Source organism: Streptomyces sp. NPDC050164, assembly GCF_044459945.1.
In the GTDB taxonomy this organism is placed as follows: Bacteria; Actinomycetota; Actinomycetes; order Streptomycetales; family Streptomycetaceae; genus Streptomyces; species Streptomyces coeruleorubidus_A.
In genome coordinates this window covers 114,993-132,841 of record NZ_JBITJK010000005.1, presented here as the reverse complement: position 1 = coordinate 132,841, position 17,849 = coordinate 114,993, and the positions used below count along the sequence as shown (strand labels likewise).

The window sequence follows — 17,849 nt, the reverse complement described above, 5'->3', positions numbered from 1 at the left end:
GCCGATGAGCGCCGTCCTCGTCGCCGTGGTCCTGTCCCTCGTCTCCGCCGTCGCCTACGCGGCCGCCGCGGTCGCCCAGGAGCGACTCGCCTCCCGCTCGCCCGGCGCGGGCACGCCGCGGCTGCTCGGCAGTGGCGCCTGGTGGTGGTCGGTCGGGCTGAACGCGGCTGCCGCGCTGCTGCACGTCGTGGCGCTGAAGTACGGCCCGCTGACCGTGGTCCAGCCGCTCGGCGCGCTCACCCTGGTCGCGGCGGTGCCGATGGGCGCGCGGCTCGCGGGACGGCGGGTGAGCGCCGTCGAGTGGCGGGGCACCGCGCTGACGCTGCTCGGCCTGGGCGCGATCCTGGTCTCGGCGTCCGGTCCGGCGCCCGACGACGTGCTGAGCGTTCCGGAGGCGCTGGCGGTCGAGGGCGCCACGGCGGTCCTCATCGGGGTGCTGTCCCGGCCGGGCGCCCGCCCGGGGCTGCGGCACGCGAGCGCGTCCGGCGTGGCCTCCGGGGTCGCCTCGGCCCTCACGCAGACCGTGACCGTGGCCGCGACGGACCGGTCAGGTCCGCTGCTGAGCGTCCAGGTGGTCGCGGTGGCGCTGCTCGTGGCGGCCTTCGCGGCCGGTGGGCTGCTGCTGTCGCAGACGGCCTACCGGGGCGGTCTCGGCGGCCCGCTCGCGGTGGTGACCCTGGCCAACCCGCTGGCCGCCGCGGTGATCGGCCTGTCGCTGCTGGGCGAGCGCCTCCAGGGCGGCCCGGCGGGCGTGCTGCTGGCGCTCGCCGGGGGCGGTCTGGCGTCCTGGGGCGTGGTGCTGCTCAGCCGGGCGACGCCCCGGCACGCCCCGTCGGACGACGACCATCCGGTGGCCGCCGTCCTGGCCCTGGAACCCGGTTCGGCCGCGACCGAACCGGCGTTGGTGCCCCGCCCGCGCGACCCGGGGCACCTCACCACGGCTACGCGGTGATGAACGCCGGGTCGCTCACGCCCGGCCGACCGTTGTCGACGTGTCCCGCGAACCGCCGCAGGAACGCCGCATCGCCCTCGGCCGTGACGGTCAGGTCGTACCAGCGGCGACTGGCGGCGAGCTCGACGGTCCGCCGCACCTTCGCGCCCGGGCGGACGGTGACGGTCGAGGGCCGGCCGCCGTAACCGTCGGAGACCTTCAGCCGTGCCGCGCCGGAGCCCTTGTTGGCGAAGGTCAGCTCGATGTCGTCACCGGTGTGGCGCGCGGTGACCTCGCAGCCGGCCGTCCTGTTCGACCCCTTGAAGACCCGCACGAAGCCGTTCGGTCCGTGCACGGTCAGGTCGTACGAGCCCGCCGAGTAGGCCGAGTTCCAGGTGTCGGAGAGCGCCTTGCCGGCCTCGGTGGTGTACATCCAGGGGCCGTCGGTGCGGTTGCCGGAGGTGACGTGGAAGGCGGCGCCGGCCTTCGGCCCGGAGGCGAAGGCGAGGGTGAGCTCCCCGGCCACCGCGTCGACCGAGGCGTCCACGTACGGTGCGTACTTCAGCGGCCGGGCGCGGCGCAGGCCGCGTTCCTGCCGGGGCATGCGCGGGTCGGCGGGCGGGGTCGGACGGTAGTCGGGGTGGCGTTCGCGGTCCTGCGGCTCGTACTCGTCGGTGCCGGGCAGCGGGGCGGGTCGCGTGTCCTTGCGGGAGAAGTCGAACGCGGAGGTCAGGTCACCGCAGATCGCCCGGCGCCACGGCGAGATGTTGGGCTCGCGCACGCCGAATCGGCGCTCCGTGAACCGCAGGATGGAGGTGTGGTCGAGGGTCTCCGAGCAGACGTATCCGCCCTTGCTCCACGGCGAGACGACCAGCATCGGCACCCGCGGCCCGAGGCCGTAGGGGCCGACCGTGTTCTTGCCGTCGCCGGGGAAGAGGTCGAGGGAGACGTCGACGGTGGACTTGCCGCGGGAGGCGTCCTTCGGCGGCAGGGGCGGTACGACGTGGTCGAAGAAGCCGTCGTTCTCGTCGTAGGTGATGAACAGGGCCGTCTTCGCCCATACCTCCGGGTTGGCGGTGAGGGCGTCCAGGACCTGCGCGATGTACCAGGCGCCGTAGTTCGACGGCCAGTTGGAATGCTCGCTGAAGGCCTCGGGGGCGGTGATCCAGGAGATCTGCGGCAGCCTGTCCGCCTTGACGTCGGCCTTCAGCTGGTCGAAGTAGCCGTCGCCGGCCTTGACGTTCGTGCCCGTGCGGGCCTTGTCGTACCACGGGTCACCGGGCTTGGCGTCGCGGTACTTGTCGAAGTACAGCAGGGAGTTGTCGCCGTAGTTGCCGCGGTAGGCGTCCTCGATCCAGCCCCAGGAGCCCTTCGCGTCGAGGCCGTCGCCGATGTCCTGGTAGATCTTCCAGGAGATGCCGGCCTGCTCCAGGCGTTCGGGGTAGGTCGTCCAGCCGTAGCCGAGTTCGTCGTTGCCGAGGACCGGGCCGCCGCCGGTGCCGTCGTTGCCCGTGTGACCGGACCACATGTAGTAGCGGTTCGGGTCGGTGGAGCCGATGAACGAGCAGTGGTAGGCGTCGCAGACGGTGAAGGCGTCGGCGAGGGCGTAGTGGAAGGGGATGTCCTCGCGGGTCAGGTACGCCATGGTCGTGGTGCCCTTTGCGGGCAGCCACTTGTCGTACTTGCCGCCGTTGTAGGCCTGCTGGCCGTCGGGCCAGGAGTGCGGCAGGCCCTCCAGGAACTGCATGCCGAGGTCGTCGGCGTCCGGGTGGAAGGGCAGGAGCTCCTTGCCGTCCTTCTCCTGGTGCCATATCGGCTTGCCGTTGTCGAGGGTGACCGGACGCGGGTCGCCGAAGCCGCGGACGCCTCTCAGGGTGCCGAAGTAGTGGTCGAAGGACCGGTTCTCCTGCATCAGGACGACGATGTGCTCGACGTCCTCGATCGACCCGGTGCGGTGGTTGGCCGGGAGCGCGGCGGCGCGCTGGATGCTGGCGGACAGTGCGCTGAAGGCCGTGGTGGCACCCGCGAGTTGGAGAAAGCGGCGCCGGTTGACTTCGGACATGAAGGACAGACCTCTCATCCTGAGGTACGGGATGGCCGGAACATGACGGAATCTGCGCGGAAGGAGTGTTTCAGGGACACCAAACGTCAAGGAAGGGGCCGGTGACACTCGTGTGAAAGTCGCCGGTACGTGAGGTGTGCCGGGGCGCTGCCCGGGGAGGGGCATGGACGTGACAGAGACGCAGACGGTTTCCCCGCCGACGAAACGGCCCGTTCGCCAGCTCCTCGCCGCCTCCGTGGGCAACGCGGTGGAGTGGTACGACTGGTACGCCTACACGTTTCTGGCCACCTACATCGCCGCCCAGGTCTTCCCGAAGAGCGCGGACAACTCACTGGTGCCGCTGCTGTCCACGTTCGCGGTGTTCGCGGTGGGCTTCTTCATGCGGCCGGTCGGCGGGCTGCTGATGGGCGCGGTCGCGGACCGGCACGGGCGACGGGCCGCGCTGACGGTCACCATCCTGCTGATGGGCGGCAGCAGCCTGCTCGTCGGGCTGACCCCGACGTACGCGGCGGTGGGCGTGCTGGCGCCGGTGATCCTCGTCCTGGCGCGGCTACTGCAAGGCCTGTCCGTGGGCGGCGAGTTCGCGGCCTCGACGACCTTCCTGGTCGAGTCGGCGGGCCCCGGCAGGCGCGGTCTGTTCTCCAGCTTCCAGTACGTGTCGACGACCGTGGGGCAGCTCGTCGCCTCCGGCATCGCCACGCTGCTGGTGGACACGCTGAGCGACGGGCAGATGAACGGCTGGGGCTGGCGGGTGCCGTTCGTCCTCGGGGCCGTGCTGAGCCTGGTCGGCTTCTGGATCCGGCAGGGCGCGCAGGAGACCCGCAGCACCGAGCAGCAGAACGCCCCGCGCCCCGGCCTGTTCGAGGCGCTGCGCCGGCACCCGCGCGAGTCGCTCCTCATCGGCGGCATCACGGCGGGCGGCACCATCGCCTACTACACGTGGACGTCGTATCTGCCGACGTACGCCGAACTCAACACGGGGCTGGAGAAGTCGGACACGCTGCTCGTGAGCACGATCTCACTGGCCTTCTTCGCGCTGCTGCAACCGCTCGGCGGCCTGCTGTCGGACCGCTTCGGCCGCCGCCCCCTGCTCCTCTTCTTCGGCCTGGGCTTCGCCCTGCTCACGGTGCCCCTGCTGCACGCCCTGCGCGACTCCTTCGCCGTGCTGCTGCTCGTGAGTTGCGCCGGCATGGTGCTGCTGACCGGATTCACCTCGATCAGCGCGGCCGTGAACGCGGAGATCTTCCCGCCCCGGGTCCGCGCGGCCGGCATCGGCTTCCCCTACTCGCTGACGGTCGCCCTCTTCGGCGGCACGGCTCCGTACGTGGGCACGCTGTTCAAGGAGATGGGCCACGCCGGGCTCTTCCCGTGGTACGTCGCGGTGCTCTGCCTGCTGTCGTCGCTGGTGTACCTGCGGCTGCCGGAAACGGCTCACACACCTCTCCGGCGGTGAGCGGGGGCGGCCGGTCAGGGCCCGGCTCGCGGGCGGGGCCCCTCCGCCCCTTCGTCCGCGCGCGCCCCCTCGCGCGCTCCCTCCTGTGGCCCTTCGTGCGGTCCCGCGCCGTCGTGGAAGACGGTCGGCGGTCCGGGCGCGCCGGTCTCTCCCAGCACGTTGTGCTCCCGGACGGCGGCTCTCTCGGGGTCGACCACGGCGTCGGTCGTCCTGCCCACCTCCGACAGCGTCATCTGGGCGCGGTCGTCGACCAGTCGGGTCACGAGGTGCTGGGCGGCGCCGAAGGCCGCGGCCCAGCCGAGGACCTGCGCCCTGCTGTCGAGATCGCTGAGCCCGGGGACGAAGGCGCCCCGGATCAGCAGCAGTCCGAGGAAGGCGGACAGGGCGCCGGTGGGGAACTTCAGCACCGCCGATGCCAGGGGCAGCATGTAGGGAGAGTCGGTGCCCCGGATGTGCCGCAGTGAGGCGATGACGGTGAGTGCCGCGCCGGCGAGCCCGGCGATCTCGACGGTGAGGATGTCCCTCGGCTGGGCCAGGCTGCTGGCGGGGGTGTCCACCGGGACGTTGTGACGCTCCGCGGTGGGGCACACGACATCGACCCCGCTCAGGTCCCCGGGGCTGACCTTGGGCGCGAAGCACATGCTCAGCGACCGGGGAAAGAACCAGCCGTAGACGGCGAGGCCCGCCACACCGAGCAGGACGAGGAACGTCGCGGTCCACAGGATGTTGCGCAGGCTGCGCACCCGGGCGAGTTCGTCGTCCAGCGCGTTGTAGGCGGCGTCGAGCGCCCGGACCATGAGGTCCCGGTCGCTCGGTGACATCTCGCCGGAGATGATGGAACGCAGCCGCCGGGCGAGGCGGACCCGTCGCGGGTCGTCCTTGTCCAGATGATCCTTGACCAGCGCCATGACCTCGCTGGCACGGCCGGCGGCTTCCTCGTCGGAGACCAGTTGCAGGAGCATCACCTCCGCGCTGCGCACATTCGACCAGACGCCCTCACGCGCGGCCGACCCCGACCACAGACGCCGCCATCCGAAATCCGCCTCGGCGGCCGAGCCGGCCTTTTCCAGATGGCTCCGCATTCCCGCGACGAGCGTCATACGGTCTTCAGGGCAGGGCCGGACGCTCTCACGTTCCAGCTGTGCTTCGAGATAGGCGATCCGGGTTTTCGCCCGGGCGCGCCATGCGGTCGGCGGCGGCCGGCCCGGAGCGGTGCCGTTCACCCGTAGACGGCGGGCACGCGCAGCCTCTCCCACGACTTCCGGCCCGGCGTGCCGTCAGCGTCCTGACCCTTGAATCCGAGTTTGCGCTGCCAATTCGCGTACGACTTCCGGTCCGCTTCGCTCCACTGCGAGTCGGGCCCGTCGGCGTACACCGAACAGCCCTCCTCGACGAGGCGATAGCCCATGGCCTCGATGACCGGGCTGGTCACGGACGACTGGAAGAAATCGGCGCCCGGGAAGGGCTCGTACTCACCATGCATTTCCGGTGGGGCCACACGGATCCGCTGTCCGAGGTGGATGATATTCGGATTCTCGATCTGGGGGTTCCACTCCAGGATCTGGTCCAGCGTCACGCGGTGCATGGCCGCGATCTTGCCGAGCGTGTCGCCCCGTTTCACCATGTAGAACTCCGCTGCCCTTTCCATGCACCCACACTAAATGAATTCCCCGCCACGAAAAAGTCGAGAATTCCGTTTCAATTTCACTTTTTGATTCGGAAACGGCTTCCGTCGAAACCGGCTCACAGGCGGGCGATGACCAGGGCGATATCGTCCCGGCCACCGTCGGCGACACCCATGTGGGCGAGCAGTCCGTCGGCGAGTTCTTCCACCGGGAGCGTGCCGCACTGGGCGAGAGTGTCGATCAGCCGCGCCAGGCCGATGTCGATGTCCTCGCCGCGGCGTTCGATGAGGCCGTCGGTGTAGAGCACGAGCGTGCCCCCTCGGGTGTAGGGCAGGCCGGCCTGGGGGCGGGGGACATGTTCCGGCCGGGCGCCGAGCGGCGGGTCCGTGGCCTGGTCCAGTAGTCGGCAACTGCCGTCCGGACTGAGCAGTACCGGCGGTGGGTGGCCGGCGTTGCTGTAGATGATCAGCCGGCTGCGCGGGTCGATGAGCACCTTGGCCACGGTGGTGGCGAGCGCGCCGTCGACCGCCCGGGCGTACAGGCCCAGTACCTCAAGGGCCTGTGCGGGGCTGGGCACAGCCCGGATGGCTGCGCTCAGGGCGCTGCGCAGCATGCCCATGACGGCGGCGGCCTCGATACCGTGGCCGACGACGTCCCCGATGGCGATGGCGCAGCGGTCGGGCGGCAGATCGACCACGTCGTACCAGTCGCCGCACACGTTGAGCGATCCGCTGGCCGGCAGGTAGCGCACGGCGATGTCCCGGTGTCTGTCCAGGTCGGGCGAGCGGAGCATGACCTCCTGGAGGGTGACGGCGATCTCGCGTTCGCGGGCATGCGCCTGGCGCAGCTGCTCGTTCAACCGTTCCAGGTCGTGCGACCGGGCATACACCTGGGCCGCGATCCCTGTCGCCTGGTTGCTCAGCGGCGGGGTGAGCTCACGGATGACGGGGGAATGCATCAGCTCGGTGACGTCGTCGGCGCGCGCGATGATCCATTTCACGGCGCCGTCCGGCCCCAGAACGGGGCTGGACATCCCGCACCACCAGCGCTCCTCCACCTCCCCCGGCCGGCCGGCGACGGGAATGTCGAATCGCCGCGGTGCCACCATGTCGGGCTCGTGGGAGTCCAGCACGCGCTGGAGTGAGGCGCCGAATTCACGCGCCGCATCCGGCTCACCAGGGGTGTCCGGGAACGCTTCCAGGACGTACCGCCCGGCCAGTTCCGCGCGGGTCCTGCCGGCGGCCTGGAGATAGGCCCGGTTGGCATGGCGAACCACCAGGTCGGCGTCCAGCACCAGGTACGGGTTCGGTGCGGCGTCGAACAGCTCCTCGAAATCGATCTCCGCTGTCGTCACGCGCGTGCCCTGCCGATCTCTCCAAGCGCGACCGCTGCATCTCCAACCTACGAGCCGCCCGCCGGACGCGCCCGCCGGACCGTGTCGCCGAGCACGGCCGGCCGAGCACGAGGGTTTCCGGACCACTCAGCCCCCGACCCGGCACTTGAGGAGTGGTTCAAGCATGCCGAGGTCCGCAACTGGGCCGCTGACAACGACGTCGAGCCGGTCTCCCTACCGACCCACTGATCCTGGCCGAACTTGATCGAGTCGGAGTTCGCGGCCACGGCGCGCACGGCCTTGACGGACAGTCAGGCCTGGAAGTTCCGGTCCTCGGTCGGCGTGCCGGGGATGCCGAAGCCAACCGCGGGACAGTGCCCGGAGCAATTCCTGGCAGCGCCGACTGCGACGGCTACGATAGACCTAGCTTCGACAGGATATCTAGCATTGCTAGGATACCGTCATGTCCGCCGTCAGCGAGCGCCGTGAACGTGAACGCGCCCACCGTCATCAGCTGATCATCACAGCCGCGCGCGAACTCGCGGAGGCCGAAGGCTGGGAGGCAGTGACCACACGACGGCTGGCGGAACGCGTCGAGTACAGCCAGCCGGTGCTGTACAGCCACTTCAACGGCAAGAACGCCATCGTGAGCGCAGTCGCCCTCGACGGCTTCAGCGAACTCGCCGCCCATCTGCGCCGCACGCGCAGGCCACCCCAGAGACGGGGCATGCCCTGCGCGCCGTCTGCCGCGCCTATCTGGAGTTCGCGACCGAGCGGCCTGCCCTGTACCAGGCCATGTTCGTCCTGCCCACTGACTTGAAGTTCGCGAGCACCGAGACACCGCCCCCGCTACGGGCCGCTTTCGGCGAGTTCGTCAGCTGCTTCCGCCTGGACAACGAGCGACGCGAACTGGTCGCCGAAGTCACTTGGAGCGCATTGCACGGCATGGCTGCCCTGTCCGACAGCGGCCGCATCCCCCCGGACGGCCAAGAGGAGCGGCTCGATTTCCTCGTCACTCAGATCGCCGGCACCCCAGCGGGCTGACCACGCAACAAAGGGCAATTGATACGCACTCGAAGCCCAGCCCGAACCCACCGGCGATCAGCTCGCCCCTCATCCGTAAGTTTCCTCAACGGAGATCCCATTCCAAGGGCACGGTCGCGCCGATACCGCTACGCTGACACCCAACGTCTCATAACCTGGTTTGGTCTTGATGGGTGAACTTGACGTTGCGTCCGAACATGTGGCCGCTCAAGACGTGGCTACCGACGACTTTGTAGCTCGATTCTGCGCCGCGGTCGCGGCTGGCGATGCCGACGCCGTGATCGAAACGATGGCCGAGGACGCCGAAATGGTGACACCGTTATCCAGCCGCGTGGTGATCCGGGGCCACGACGATCTGCGCATAGTGTTCGCCGCGTTTCTGCCGGCTTTGTCGCAGGACCTGCACTGGCGTATTCGAGTCGGAAATGCCGACACGACCGTCGCCGTGGCCGAGGCTCGACTCGGAGGCGTGCGCGTCGAGGACGCGATGCTGATCGAACAGGACGCGGACGGCCGTATCCGTCGAGTGACACCGCATGTCCGGCCGTGGCTGGGGTTGACGGTATCCGCGATGGTCCTGGGGCCCAAGCTGATGCGGCATCCTGGGGTCATGCGCCGCGCGATGCGAGGCAAGTGACCTCCGACTCGGCCACGAGTCCGCCCGATCGGTTCAGACCTACCTCCACGCCCATAGGGGCACTCAAGGGCCCTGGGCCTGCGCTTGGCCTGCGGCCACCGAAGGATCTTCAGGAGTCCGCACAACCCCCGATGATCCCGCGACGGCCGCAGCGGCTTGCCCGCGAGGCGAGCGACGACCGGCGATCCCCCGCGACGTCGCCGACGCTGGGCGTCAGGCCGGCCGACGGCGACTCGCGTCCTGCCGCCGCGCGCGGACGCCCTGGAGACCTTCGGGATTCCCCACGAATCAACTGCGCCCGAACGCGACGGCAAGATCCTTTTCCTGTCCGAGCAACTGACCCCCGGCGATCGCCTGTTCGACCGTCAGCATGCCTGATGCCAAGCCCAACACGACCGCAGGATCGCCGCGAAGCACGGTCGCCGGCGCCTCCCCACGGCAGAGTTCGACGCGCACGCCCGTCCTGTCGACGCTCACGGTGACGATCGCGTCGTCGACGGCCAGCCCGACCGTCGTCGGCTCGTCGGATCGCCTGTCTCGCAGCAGCGAATCCAGTGCCACGACCAGCCAATGCGTCCGGAAGCTGTCCTCTTGCGGACCCGAGATCATCAGCGGGGTGCTCCAGTTCACCAGGGCACCGACGGCGGTCCGAAGTTCGCTGCCCCAGGGGGTGAGCATGTACGCGACGCTGTTCCTGTCGGTGTCGAGCGTGCGTTGGACGACGCCGGCTTCTTCCAGCTCCCGCAGGCGATCGATGAGCAGGTTGGTGGAGATGCCGGGCAGCCCGGCCAGCAGTTCGCTGTAGCGAGCCGGGCCGACGAGCAACTCCCGGACGATCAGCAGACTCCAGCGCGCGCCTATGACGTCGAGCGCCCGGGCGAGACCACAATATTGACCATAAGACCGTTTAGGCATTGCTCTCCTCAACCACTATGCTTGACTTTCTCATACTTGCTTTAGTATAAATCAGCTGGACGGAGGCCCAGCAGTTGTCGATCCAGCAACCTGCAGGCACACGCCCCTCTTGGGTGGACGCCGATCTGTATCCCTTCGAGAGCCGCTTCGTCGAGCTCGACGGACACGTCGTGCACTACATCGACGAGGGCTCAGGGCCGATCTTGTTGATGTTGCACGGCAACCCGACGTGGTCGTTCGTGTACCGCGAAGTCATCGCGGCCCTGCGTGATCGGTTCCGCTGCATCGCCTTGGACTATCCCGGGTTCGGGCTGTCGGTCGCGGCGCCCGAGTACGGCTACAAGCCTGACGACCATGCCGCCGTGGTCGTGGCGTTCCTCGACCGCATGGGACTGTCGAATCTCACCCTGGTCGCACACGACTGGGGAGGTCCGATCGGCCTGCACGCAGCCGAGCAGCGGCCGGACAAGTTCGAGCGGCTGGTGCTGGCGAATACCTGGGCATGGCCGGTGAATGGCGAACTGCGCGCCGAAATGGCGTCCCGGGTGATGGGCGGACCCATCGGACGTGAGTTGATCAGACGGGTCAACCTGTTCGTGAACGCGCTGATCCCCGCGGGCCACCGGCGCCGCAAGGTCTCCCAGCCCGAGATGACGCACTACAGGGAGGCTCTGGCCACGCGGGAACGTCGCAACGCCTGCGCGATCCTGCCGGGCGCCATCACCGACAGTCGCGCGTTTCTCGCCGACATCGAGGACCACCTGACGCTGCTCGACCAGCTCCCCACGCTCATCGTATGGGCGGACGGCGATATGGCCTTCGGCGACAAAGACCGTGCGCGCCTGGAGGAGAAGTTCCCGAACCACACCACCGTGGTGGTTCATGGCGCCGGTCACTTCGTTCAGTCCGACGCCGCCGACGAGATGAGCGAAGCCATCCGGACCTGGTGGGGCAACTCGGCAACCGAGTAGCCGCCCAACGGCTGCGCGGGAGATGACTCCGAGGAAGCCGCGATCGGCTCTACGCCGGGTGGACAGATCGACGAGAAGGCCGTGCCGAACCTCGGCCGCACCCGGCCCTGGTCGACTCGACCTCGCTTGCGCCGCAACCCCTACGACGTGTCACGAACCGATCGGCCCGCAGTCGCCGACCACGGGCCCACCGGCTACTGCGACGGTGCCTCCTCGTCGACGAAGAACTGCCTGTTGTTCGCGATCGACGACCGCCACTGTTCCGGAACATCGTCTTCGTCGTAAATCGCTTCGACCGGGCAGACCGCCTCGCACGCACCGCACTCGACACAAGCCACCGGGTCGATGAACAGCTGCTCGTGCTTGTCGAAGTCCGGCCCGTCGGGCGCGGGCTGGATCGCATCGACCGGGCACACGTCGTAGCACGACGAGTCCTTGCTGTCGATGCACAGCTCGGTGATCACGTACGTCATACACACCTCCCTGGAATCTGTGAGCAAGAAATCAACGCTGGCCGGCCTCCAACTCCCGTAGGAGCGCCTCGAGTTCGTCGGGAGTGGCTTCGGCGAGCAGCTGTTCGAGTTCATCGAGCTGATCGCCGACGTCGCCGGCCTCGACGGGCTTCGACTCGTCCGCGTCGTCAGCAGCGTCGGCTCCGCCGAGCCTGAGCCGCGAGATCAGCCCTTCCGAGAGCCCGGTGATGGTGGCGCCTTGGAGCAGGTCGAGGACCGAGACATCGATCTGCAGGACGGCCTCGATGCGGTGTTTCATCTCGATCGCCATCATGGAGTCCAGCCCGAGATTGCTGAGCGTTTCCTCGGTGCCGATCTGCTCAGCTTCCAGACCGAGCACCCGTGCTGTCACGTCGCGCAGGTGGTCGCCCAGAACTGCGGCACGCTCGCCTTCGCCTGCCTGCCGCAGCGCCGCGAGCAGAGATTGGGCGTCCGCGCCGCCGTCGTCGGGCTGGTCGCCCTGGCCGTGGACCTCGAGTTGGGTGAACATCCGCGGCAGTTGGCCCGCCGGCGAGGTCTCCCGTGCCGTCGCCCAGTCCACGGTGATCGCCACCAGGTGGGCTGGGCGTTGGTGCAGGACGCGGCCCAGGATCTGCATACCCGCTTCGGGAGTGATGAGTTCGATGCCGCGACGAGCGTACATCTGTTCGAGGTCGAGCTTTTCGACCATGCCGACCGACCACGGCCCCCACCCGATGCTGAGGGCGGGCAGCCCGAGCCCGCGCCGGTAGAACGCCAAGGCGTCCAGGAAGGCGTTGCCGGCCGCGTAGTTGCCTTGGCCCGGTGAGGCGATCACCGAGCCGGTGGACGAGAACAGCACGAAGAAGTCCAGAGCCGTATCCCGGAAGAGACGATGCAGCAGCCATCCGCCGATCAGCTTGGGCCGCAGGACCTTCCTGAATGTCGCCTGGTCCATCCGCACAAGGAGTTCATCGTCGACGACACCGGCGGTGTGGATGACGCCGGCGATCGGCGGCAGGCCCTATTCGTGGTGCGCGCTCAGCCACTGTCGCAGCTCGTCGGGGTCGGCCACGTCGACGGCGGCCAGGTGAATCCTGGCGCCGAGCGATTCGAGCTCACGGAGCTTGCCGACGAGGCTCCACTGCGGGTGGTCCTCGGGCAACTCGTCCCAGGACTGCCGAGCCGGGACCGGGGTGCGGCCCATCAGGACCACGTCGCGCGCGCCTCGCTCGGCCAGGAACCGCGCGACAAGCAGGCCCAGCGAGCCCAGGCCGCCGGTGACCAGGTAGCTGCCGGCGTCACGCATGCGGGCCGGGAACGGCGGCGTGAGATCGGCGCTCTCGGCGAGACGGGCGACGTAGCGTCCGCTCCCCCGCATCGCAACCTGGTCCTCGACATCGCCCCCGGTGATCTCGTCGACCAACCGGCGGGCTTGCTCAGCGTCGCTGTCCTGCGGGTCGAGGTCGCACAGACCACCCCACAGGGGCGCGAATTCCTGGTGGCCGATGACGCGGCCCAGTCCCCACAGCGGAGCCTGCGCGATGTTCGGTCGGTAGTTGTCGGCGCCGACGGATTGCGCTCCACGGGTCACCAGCCACACCTTCGGCACCTGGGACAGCTCGGCCGACAAGGCCTGCATCAGCCTCATGACCGACAACACACCGATCTCCTGGGAGGCCTGCAGGTGGTCGGCCGACCGGGTTTCGTCGAAGTCGATGTCGAGGCTCCACAGGTGCACCACTTCGCCGATCTCGTGGTCACGCAGCCTTCGCATCAACTCCAGGTAGTGGGCTTGGTTGGCGCAGTCGATGGTGTAGGAACCGTCGCCGTCGTCGACGAGTTCCCCGACGTCGGCGTGCGTGATACAGAAGGCGCGACGTCCGTCGGCTCGCAGGATGGCCGCCGCTTCGGCGCCGACGCCGGCCGCGTCAGTGAAGATCACCCACGCGCCGCCGGTACCGGTCGCGCCCGGCGGCGGGACCTGCGCCGCCGCAACGTCGTCGGTGACCGTGGTCTCTCGGGGCGCCTGATGCCATGCCAGCTCGTAGAGGTCGCGGTCGATGCGTTCCGGGGACAGGCTTGCCGCGGCTACGAGCGACTGTGCCCTGAACCCTTCGATCTCCACCAGGACCCGTCCGGTGTCGTCGCACAGGGCTATTCGCTGACGATCTGCGACCGATCGGCTGCCACCACGTGCGCGACGACGACCATGTCCCCCGAGGGCGGCGCCAGCACGCGGATCCGGTCGACCCGGACCGGGAGGTACGGTGTGACTCGCTCCTGATTCGTGTCGGGCGGGGTCGCGGCGATCAGCAGGACCTGGAAGGCGGCGTCGACCAGACACGGATGGAACAGGTAGTCGCCGACCCCGGCACGGATCTCGTCGGGAATCGCGACGGCGCCGACTGCCACCCGGTCGCCGATGGCGATGTCGCGTACGCCCTGGAATGCGGGCCCGTACTGAAACCCCATGCTGCGCGTCTGCGTGTAGAACTCGTCCTGGGAGACGTGGTTGCCGCACCGGGCGCGGGTGCCGGCGACGTCGCGCGACGCTGGTACCGCGGCGCTCGTGCCGAGTTGGGCGGTCGCGTGGACCGTCCACTGCCGTTCGCCGCTGGGCAGCGCCAGGTAACTGGCGATCTCGACACGTGCCTGCTCCTGGTACAGCGTCGTCCGCAACCGCGCGTCCGACACCGGTGACAGGACCAGCGCCTTGCGCAGCTGCAGACTGTCGACGCTGTAGTTGCCGGGCCCGTACACCTGGTGGGCAGCCGCCAACGTCATCTCGATGAACGCCGCGCCCGGCAACAGTGTGTTGTCCTGAATGCGGTGGTCGGCCAGGTAAGCCAAGTGACCGGTGTTGAGTTCCACCTCCCAGGTGGGGTGCGCGGCGTTCATCCGCTGTCCCAGCAACGGGTGCACCTGCCGGTAGTGGCGGTCCTCACGCGCCTCTGCCGATTCGTTCCAATAGGTCTTGAGCTGCCACGGGTAGTTCGGCAGCTTGACGAACCTGGCGTCGGCCGAATGGAAGGTCTCCCACTTCACCTGGTGACCATGGCTGTGCAGCGAGCTCAACGTCCGCAGCAGGACCTCGTCGTCGGGTTCCTCGCGCCGCAGTGACGGGACGACCAGACCTTCCTGCCGGGTGAGCAGTTCCCGCATCGAGCTTGCCAGGACCGGGTGTGGTGCGAGTTCGACGAAGTGGGTGCAGCCGTCGTCGACCATCTCGCTGAACGCGGCCGAGAACAGGACCGTGGCGCGCACGTTCTGCCACCAGTAGTGGGCGTCGGCTCCGCGTCCGTCGATGCGGCTGCCGGTGACCGTCGAGTACAGGGGCAGCTTGGCGGTTTTCGGGCGCAGGTCGGCCAGGCCGGCCTCCAGGTCCGCCCGCAGCGGATCCATTCAGCAGCTTGTAGTCCAGGGTGAAACCGCCGACGAACACGCCGGTGTCGCTGTCGGCGAGGCGGTCCGTGTCTTGGCCTGCGTCTTCGAAGGCTTCCCAGACGGCCCTCAGCAGCAGGCGCTGCTGAGGATCGAGCCAGATCGCCTCGCGCGGCGAGATGCCTAAGAACTGGGCGTCGAACTGGTCGACCCGATCGAGGAATCCGCCGCGGAAGGTACTCATCTTGCCTAGTTTGGCGGGGTCGGGATCGTAGAACTTGCCGATCTCCCAGCGGTCCTGCGGGAGTTCGCGGGTGGCGTCCACCCCTGCGCAGAGCAGGTCCCAGTAGGTGTCCGGGGTAACGGCTCCGCCGGGGAAATGGCATCCGATCCCGACAATCGCGATGGGTTCGCGCCGGGGATTGCCCTGCTGTCGACCGCTCATGCGGGTACATCCCCCTCGGAGATCATCGTGGACTGGAGTTCGGTGGTGAGCTGTGCCAGGAGCAGGTCCTGGCTGCCGTGGATGAAGAAGTGCGAGCCGGGCAGCATGGTGAGGCCGAACTCGTTGTCTGCCTGGACTTTCCACTGTTCGAGGTCCGCGCGCCCGACCCGCACGTCGTGCCGGCCGCCGAAGACCGACACCGGCACGGCCAACGGGGCTTCGGGCACGTACTCGTAGGTGTCGCACAGTTCGAAGTCGGCGCGAAGCGTCGGCAGCAAGGCGCGCATGAGCTCGTCGTTGTCGAGCACGTTCTGCGGTGTGCCTTCCTTGGCGAGGACCGTTTTGAGCACCTCGTCGGGCAGGTGATAGATCCGGATGTTGGGGTTGGGCAGCTGTGGCGCCCGAAACGCGGCCAGGAACAGGCGTTCTGGCTGCGGAGCACCGGCCCGCCTCAACTGCCGGGCCAGTTCGAATGCCACGAGCGCACCCATGCTGTGCCCGAACAGCGCGAACGGCCGGTCGAGCAACGGTGTGATGGCCGCGTGGAGGTCGGCCACGAGCGGGACCAACCGCCGGTAGGAGGGCTCGGCGGCCCGGGATTCGCGCCCCGGCAATTGGATCGCGCACACCTCGACCTGGTCGGGCAGGTGGTCGCTCCAGGCACGGAAGACCGTGGTGCCGCCGCCGGCGTAGGAGAAGCAGAACAGCCGCAATGCCGGATCGGCGCTCCCGTGCCGGACGAACCACGCCGGGCCGGCCGGGGCCTGCGACCGTCCTCGGCGCAGGCGCTCGGCGAGTCGGGCGCGTCGTTCGGGAGGCAGGGCCGCGAGTCGCGCTCGGAGGCGCTGTTCGGTGCCGGTCGGTCCGGTCATCGGCGGTCCTGTGTCCGGGTGGGATGGTCGTCGACCGGGGCGGCCATCCTCGAAGCTGGCCGAAAGGGCATACGGCGCAAGGCAATCGGCAAAGTCGCCCGGCCTGGCCGCCGGGGACGACTCGGCGCGCGCAAGGCCCCGGCCCACAACATCCGTGCTGCCGCCGTCGGTTCGGCTGTATGCCGGTCGGATGCGCGACCGGTGGCACGACACGATCGCCGACGTGCGCTCGTGGCATCGGTAGCGGCCAGAAGTCCGGGCTGCCGACGGTGACGATCGTTCGACTGGGGCTGAGGAGGTGAATGTGGACCCGAACACGCGACGCGAGGCGCGCGACGATCCGATCGCGGTGACGTTCGGAAAGGACCTCGGCCTGCCGTCCGAACCGCAGGGCGAGCAGGGCTTCGAGCGCCTGTGGCATCATCCGGCGCCGCCGGATGATCCGTTGCACCGCTGCATCGTCGCCGTGCAGCCTGCCGATCTGGAGGACGATCCGCGCACCGGCCGCCCCGCCGCCGAAGGACCGGCTGCCGACGGTCCGCACCGGCCCTCTGTCCCCGCACTTTCCTGACGACCACGGGAGCTGTCGTGCCCCACACGACTTATCTGGCCGCCACTACTGACAAGAACCTCGAACTCGTCCTCAACGTCATGCCCGCGATCGTGGTCATCCTGGCCGCCTCGGCCCTCTGCGGACGTCTCGCCCTCCTGGTCAAACAGCCACGGGTGCTGGGCGAGATGGTCGCAGGCGTCCTCCTCGGCCCCACGCTGTTCGGCGCCCTCTTCCCGACAGCGCAGAAGGTGATCTTCACCCCCGAGGCGAAGCCCATCCTCTACGTCCTGAGCGGCATCGGCCTGACCATCTTCATGTTCCTGGTCGGTGCCGGCCTCGACCACGGCGGCGGCAACGGCAAGAAGGACACCAAGAACGCCGCCGTCCTCGCCGTCTCCGGCATCCTGCCGTCCCTCATGCTCGGCGCCGGAGCCGCCTACCTCCTCTACGACCGGCTCTCCCGCCGTGACGTCACGCCGTTCGAGTTCGCCCGGCTTCGACCAGATGTACATCATCGTGGGCATCGTCCTGCTGTCCGGACTGTTCACCGACTACATCGGCATCCACTCCGTATTCGGCGGCTTCATCGCCGGACTTGCCATGCCGCGCAACCCCGCCTTCCGCGAGGCCCTGCACAGCCGCATGATGGACCTCGTCTGCGTCCTGCTCCTGCCGATCTTCTTCGCCTTCTCCGGGCTCAATACCGAGCTCGGCGGCCTCGCCGGCTGGGCCATGATCGGCCCGTTCCTGCTGATCCTGGTGGCGGGGTTCGTCGGCAAGTACGTGGGCTGCGCGACGGCGATGCGCGGCATCGGCTTCTCCTGGCGCGAGTCCTGGGCGGTCGGCGGCCTGATGAACGCTCGCGGCCTGATGATCCTCATCTTCATCAACATCGGCCTGGCCCAGGGAATGATCACCAAGGACGTCTTCTCCATGCTGGTCCTGGTCGCGGTCTTCACCACTGCCGGCGCGATGCCGCTGTACCGCTGGGCGCTGCCCGAGCAGCTCGAACAGCGCATGTCCCCCTCGGCACCCGAACCCAAGGCCGCCTCGGGAACGGCCTCGCCCGAGGCAGACCCCGTTCGCGCCTGACTCATCGGCCGGCCGCAATGCGGCCGTTGATCTGGTCGATCCGCTCGGGCTCGTGGCCTTGA

15 protein-coding genes and 4 pseudogenes are annotated in these 17,849 nt (G+C 68.8%); 8 read left to right on the top strand and 11 right to left on the bottom strand.

Annotated features, from left to right (window positions below; translation table 11 throughout):
* Window positions 1–4 precede the first annotated feature (4 nt).
* Window positions 5–952: a hypothetical protein gene (locus tag ACIBNA_RS10455; protein ID WP_399164820.1), complete on the top strand. Its 948-nt coding sequence runs from the start codon at window positions 5–7 to the stop codon at window positions 950–952.
* Here ACIBNA_RS10455 and ACIBNA_RS10450 read toward each other — a convergent pair.
* Window positions 942–2,993: a phosphocholine-specific phospholipase C gene (locus ACIBNA_RS10450; RefSeq protein WP_399164819.1), complete on the bottom strand. Its 2,052-nt coding sequence runs from the start codon at window positions 2,991–2,993 to the stop codon at window positions 942–944. The genes ACIBNA_RS10455 and ACIBNA_RS10450 overlap by 11 nt on opposite strands.
* A gap of 169 nt (window positions 2,994–3,162) precedes the next feature.
* Between ACIBNA_RS10450 and ACIBNA_RS10445 the strand changes: the two genes are divergently transcribed.
* Entirely contained in the window at window positions 3,163–4,446 is a 1,284-nt protein-coding gene (locus ACIBNA_RS10445) for an MFS transporter (RefSeq protein WP_399164818.1), read from the top strand.
* Between the two features lie 14 nt (window positions 4,447–4,460).
* On the opposite strand, the gene ACIBNA_RS10440 is transcribed toward ACIBNA_RS10445, so the two are convergent.
* The 3 genes from ACIBNA_RS10440 to ACIBNA_RS10430 form a co-directional block, all read right to left on the bottom strand.
* Entirely contained in the window at window positions 4,461–5,546 is a 1,086-nt protein-coding gene (locus ACIBNA_RS10440; protein WP_399164817.1) for a hypothetical protein, read from the bottom strand.
* Window positions 5,547–5,665: 119 nt separating this feature from the next.
* Window positions 5,666–6,094 (bottom strand): peptidoglycan-binding protein, encoded by a 429-nt coding sequence (locus tag ACIBNA_RS10435; protein WP_399164816.1) that lies wholly within the window; start codon window positions 6,092–6,094, stop codon window positions 5,666–5,668.
* A 95-nt stretch (window positions 6,095–6,189) separates the two neighbouring features.
* Window positions 6,190–7,425 carry a PP2C family protein-serine/threonine phosphatase gene (locus ACIBNA_RS10430; protein WP_399164815.1) on the bottom strand — a complete coding sequence of 412 codons (1,236 nt, stop codon included), beginning with the start codon at window positions 7,423–7,425 and terminating at the stop codon, window positions 6,190–6,192.
* Between the two features lie 442 nt (window positions 7,426–7,867).
* Between ACIBNA_RS10430 and ACIBNA_RS10425 the strand changes: the two are divergent.
* Both ACIBNA_RS10425 and ACIBNA_RS10420 read left to right on the top strand, forming a co-directional pair.
* Window positions 7,868–8,448, top strand: a pseudogene (locus tag ACIBNA_RS10425) (TetR/AcrR family transcriptional regulator).
* Between the two features lie 214 nt (window positions 8,449–8,662).
* Window positions 8,663–9,085 carry a nuclear transport factor 2 family protein gene (locus tag ACIBNA_RS10420; RefSeq protein WP_399164814.1) on the top strand — a complete coding sequence of 141 codons (423 nt, stop codon included), beginning with the start codon at window positions 8,663–8,665 and terminating at the stop codon, window positions 9,083–9,085.
* Window positions 9,086–9,373: 288 nt separating this feature from the next.
* Here the strand turns inward: ACIBNA_RS10420 and ACIBNA_RS10415 are convergent, their stop codons facing one another.
* On the bottom strand, window positions 9,374–10,000 hold the full coding sequence (locus tag ACIBNA_RS10415; protein ID WP_399164813.1) for a winged helix-turn-helix transcriptional regulator: 627 nt from the start codon (window positions 9,998–10,000) through the stop codon (window positions 9,374–9,376).
* Window positions 10,001–10,113: 113 nt separating this feature from the next.
* Here ACIBNA_RS10415 and ACIBNA_RS10410 point away from each other — a divergent pair, with 113 nt between their 5' ends.
* On the top strand, window positions 10,114–10,971 hold the full coding sequence (locus ACIBNA_RS10410) for an alpha/beta fold hydrolase (protein WP_399164812.1): 858 nt from the start codon (window positions 10,114–10,116) through the stop codon (window positions 10,969–10,971).
* A gap of 194 nt (window positions 10,972–11,165) precedes the next feature.
* Here ACIBNA_RS10410 and ACIBNA_RS10405 read toward each other — a convergent pair whose 3' ends face one another.
* The 6 genes and pseudogenes from ACIBNA_RS10405 to ACIBNA_RS10380 all read right to left on the bottom strand — a co-directional run bounded on the left by ACIBNA_RS10405 (window position 11,166) and on the right by ACIBNA_RS10380 (window position 16,142).
* A complete protein-coding gene (locus ACIBNA_RS10405; protein ID WP_399164811.1) occupies window positions 11,166–11,444 on the bottom strand; it encodes a ferredoxin family protein in 279 nt (92 codons plus the stop codon).
* Window positions 11,445–11,475: 31 nt separating this feature from the next.
* A complete protein-coding gene (locus ACIBNA_RS10400) occupies window positions 11,476–11,973 on the bottom strand; it encodes an acyl carrier protein (protein ID WP_399165026.1) in 498 nt (165 codons plus the stop codon).
* Between the two features lie 198 nt (window positions 11,974–12,171).
* Window positions 12,172–13,386 (bottom strand): annotated as a pseudogene (locus tag ACIBNA_RS10395) (SDR family oxidoreductase); the annotation flags it as partial.
* A gap of 212 nt (window positions 13,387–13,598) precedes the next feature.
* Window positions 13,599–14,846, bottom strand: coding sequence for a polyketide synthase dehydratase domain-containing protein (locus ACIBNA_RS10390; RefSeq protein WP_399164810.1), 1,248 nt, complete (start codon window positions 14,844–14,846; stop codon window positions 13,599–13,601).
* A 22-nt stretch (window positions 14,847–14,868) separates the two neighbouring features.
* Window positions 14,869–15,270: pseudogene (locus tag ACIBNA_RS10385) on the bottom strand (beta-ketoacyl synthase N-terminal-like domain-containing protein); the annotation flags it as partial.
* Complete coding sequence (locus tag ACIBNA_RS10380; protein ID WP_399164809.1) at window positions 15,267–16,142, bottom strand: thioesterase II family protein; 876 nt, start codon at window positions 16,140–16,142, stop codon at window positions 15,267–15,269. The gene ACIBNA_RS10380 and the pseudogene ACIBNA_RS10385, both read right to left, overlap by 4 nt.
* A 304-nt stretch (window positions 16,143–16,446) precedes the next feature.
* On the opposite strand from ACIBNA_RS10380, the gene ACIBNA_RS10375 reads away from it, so the two are divergent.
* The 3 genes and pseudogenes from ACIBNA_RS10375 to ACIBNA_RS10365 all read left to right on the top strand — a co-directional run bounded on the left by ACIBNA_RS10375 (window position 16,447) and on the right by ACIBNA_RS10365 (window position 17,787).
* A complete protein-coding gene (locus tag ACIBNA_RS10375) occupies window positions 16,447–16,713 on the top strand; it encodes a hypothetical protein (RefSeq protein ID WP_399164808.1) in 267 nt (88 codons plus the stop codon).
* 80 nt (window positions 16,714–16,793) lie between these two features.
* Window positions 16,794–17,027: pseudogene (locus ACIBNA_RS10370) on the top strand (cation:proton antiporter); the annotation flags it as partial.
* A gap of 133 nt (window positions 17,028–17,160) precedes the next feature.
* Window positions 17,161–17,787: a cation:proton antiporter gene (locus ACIBNA_RS10365; RefSeq protein ID WP_399164807.1), complete on the top strand. Its 627-nt coding sequence runs from the start codon at window positions 17,161–17,163 to the stop codon at window positions 17,785–17,787.
* The last annotated feature ends 62 nt before the right edge of the window (window positions 17,788–17,849 follow it).

Bases quoted from the DNA above. Each gene is read 5' to 3' on its own strand.
- ACIBNA_RS10455 (WP_399164820.1), top strand. From the start codon at position 5: ATGAGCGCCGTCCTCGTCGCCGTGGTCCTGTCCCTCGTCTCCGCCGTC.
- ACIBNA_RS10450 (WP_399164819.1), bottom strand. From the start codon at position 2,993: ATGTCCGAAGTCAACCGGCGCCGCTTTCTCCAACTCGCGGGTGCCACC.
- ACIBNA_RS10440 (WP_399164817.1), bottom strand. From the start codon at position 5,546: ATGACGCTCGTCGCGGGAATGCGGAGCCATCTGGAAAAGGCCGGCTCG.
- ACIBNA_RS10435 (WP_399164816.1), bottom strand. From the start codon at position 6,094: ATGGAAAGGGCAGCGGAGTTCTACATGGTGAAACGGGGCGACACGCTC.
- ACIBNA_RS10415 (WP_399164813.1), bottom strand. From the start codon at position 10,000: ATGCCTAAACGGTCTTATGGTCAATATTGTGGTCTCGCCCGGGCGCTC.
- ACIBNA_RS10405 (WP_399164811.1), bottom strand. From the start codon at position 11,444: ATGACGTACGTGATCACCGAGCTGTGCATCGACAGCAAGGACTCGTCG.
- ACIBNA_RS10400 (WP_399165026.1), bottom strand. From the start codon at position 11,973: ATGTTCACCCAACTCGAGGTCCACGGCCAGGGCGACCAGCCCGACGAC.
- ACIBNA_RS10390 (WP_399164810.1), bottom strand. From the start codon at position 14,846: ATGGATCCGCTGCGGGCGGACCTGGAGGCCGGCCTGGCCGACCTGCGC.
- ACIBNA_RS10380 (WP_399164809.1), bottom strand. From the start codon at position 16,142: ATGACCGGACCGACCGGCACCGAACAGCGCCTCCGAGCGCGACTCGCG.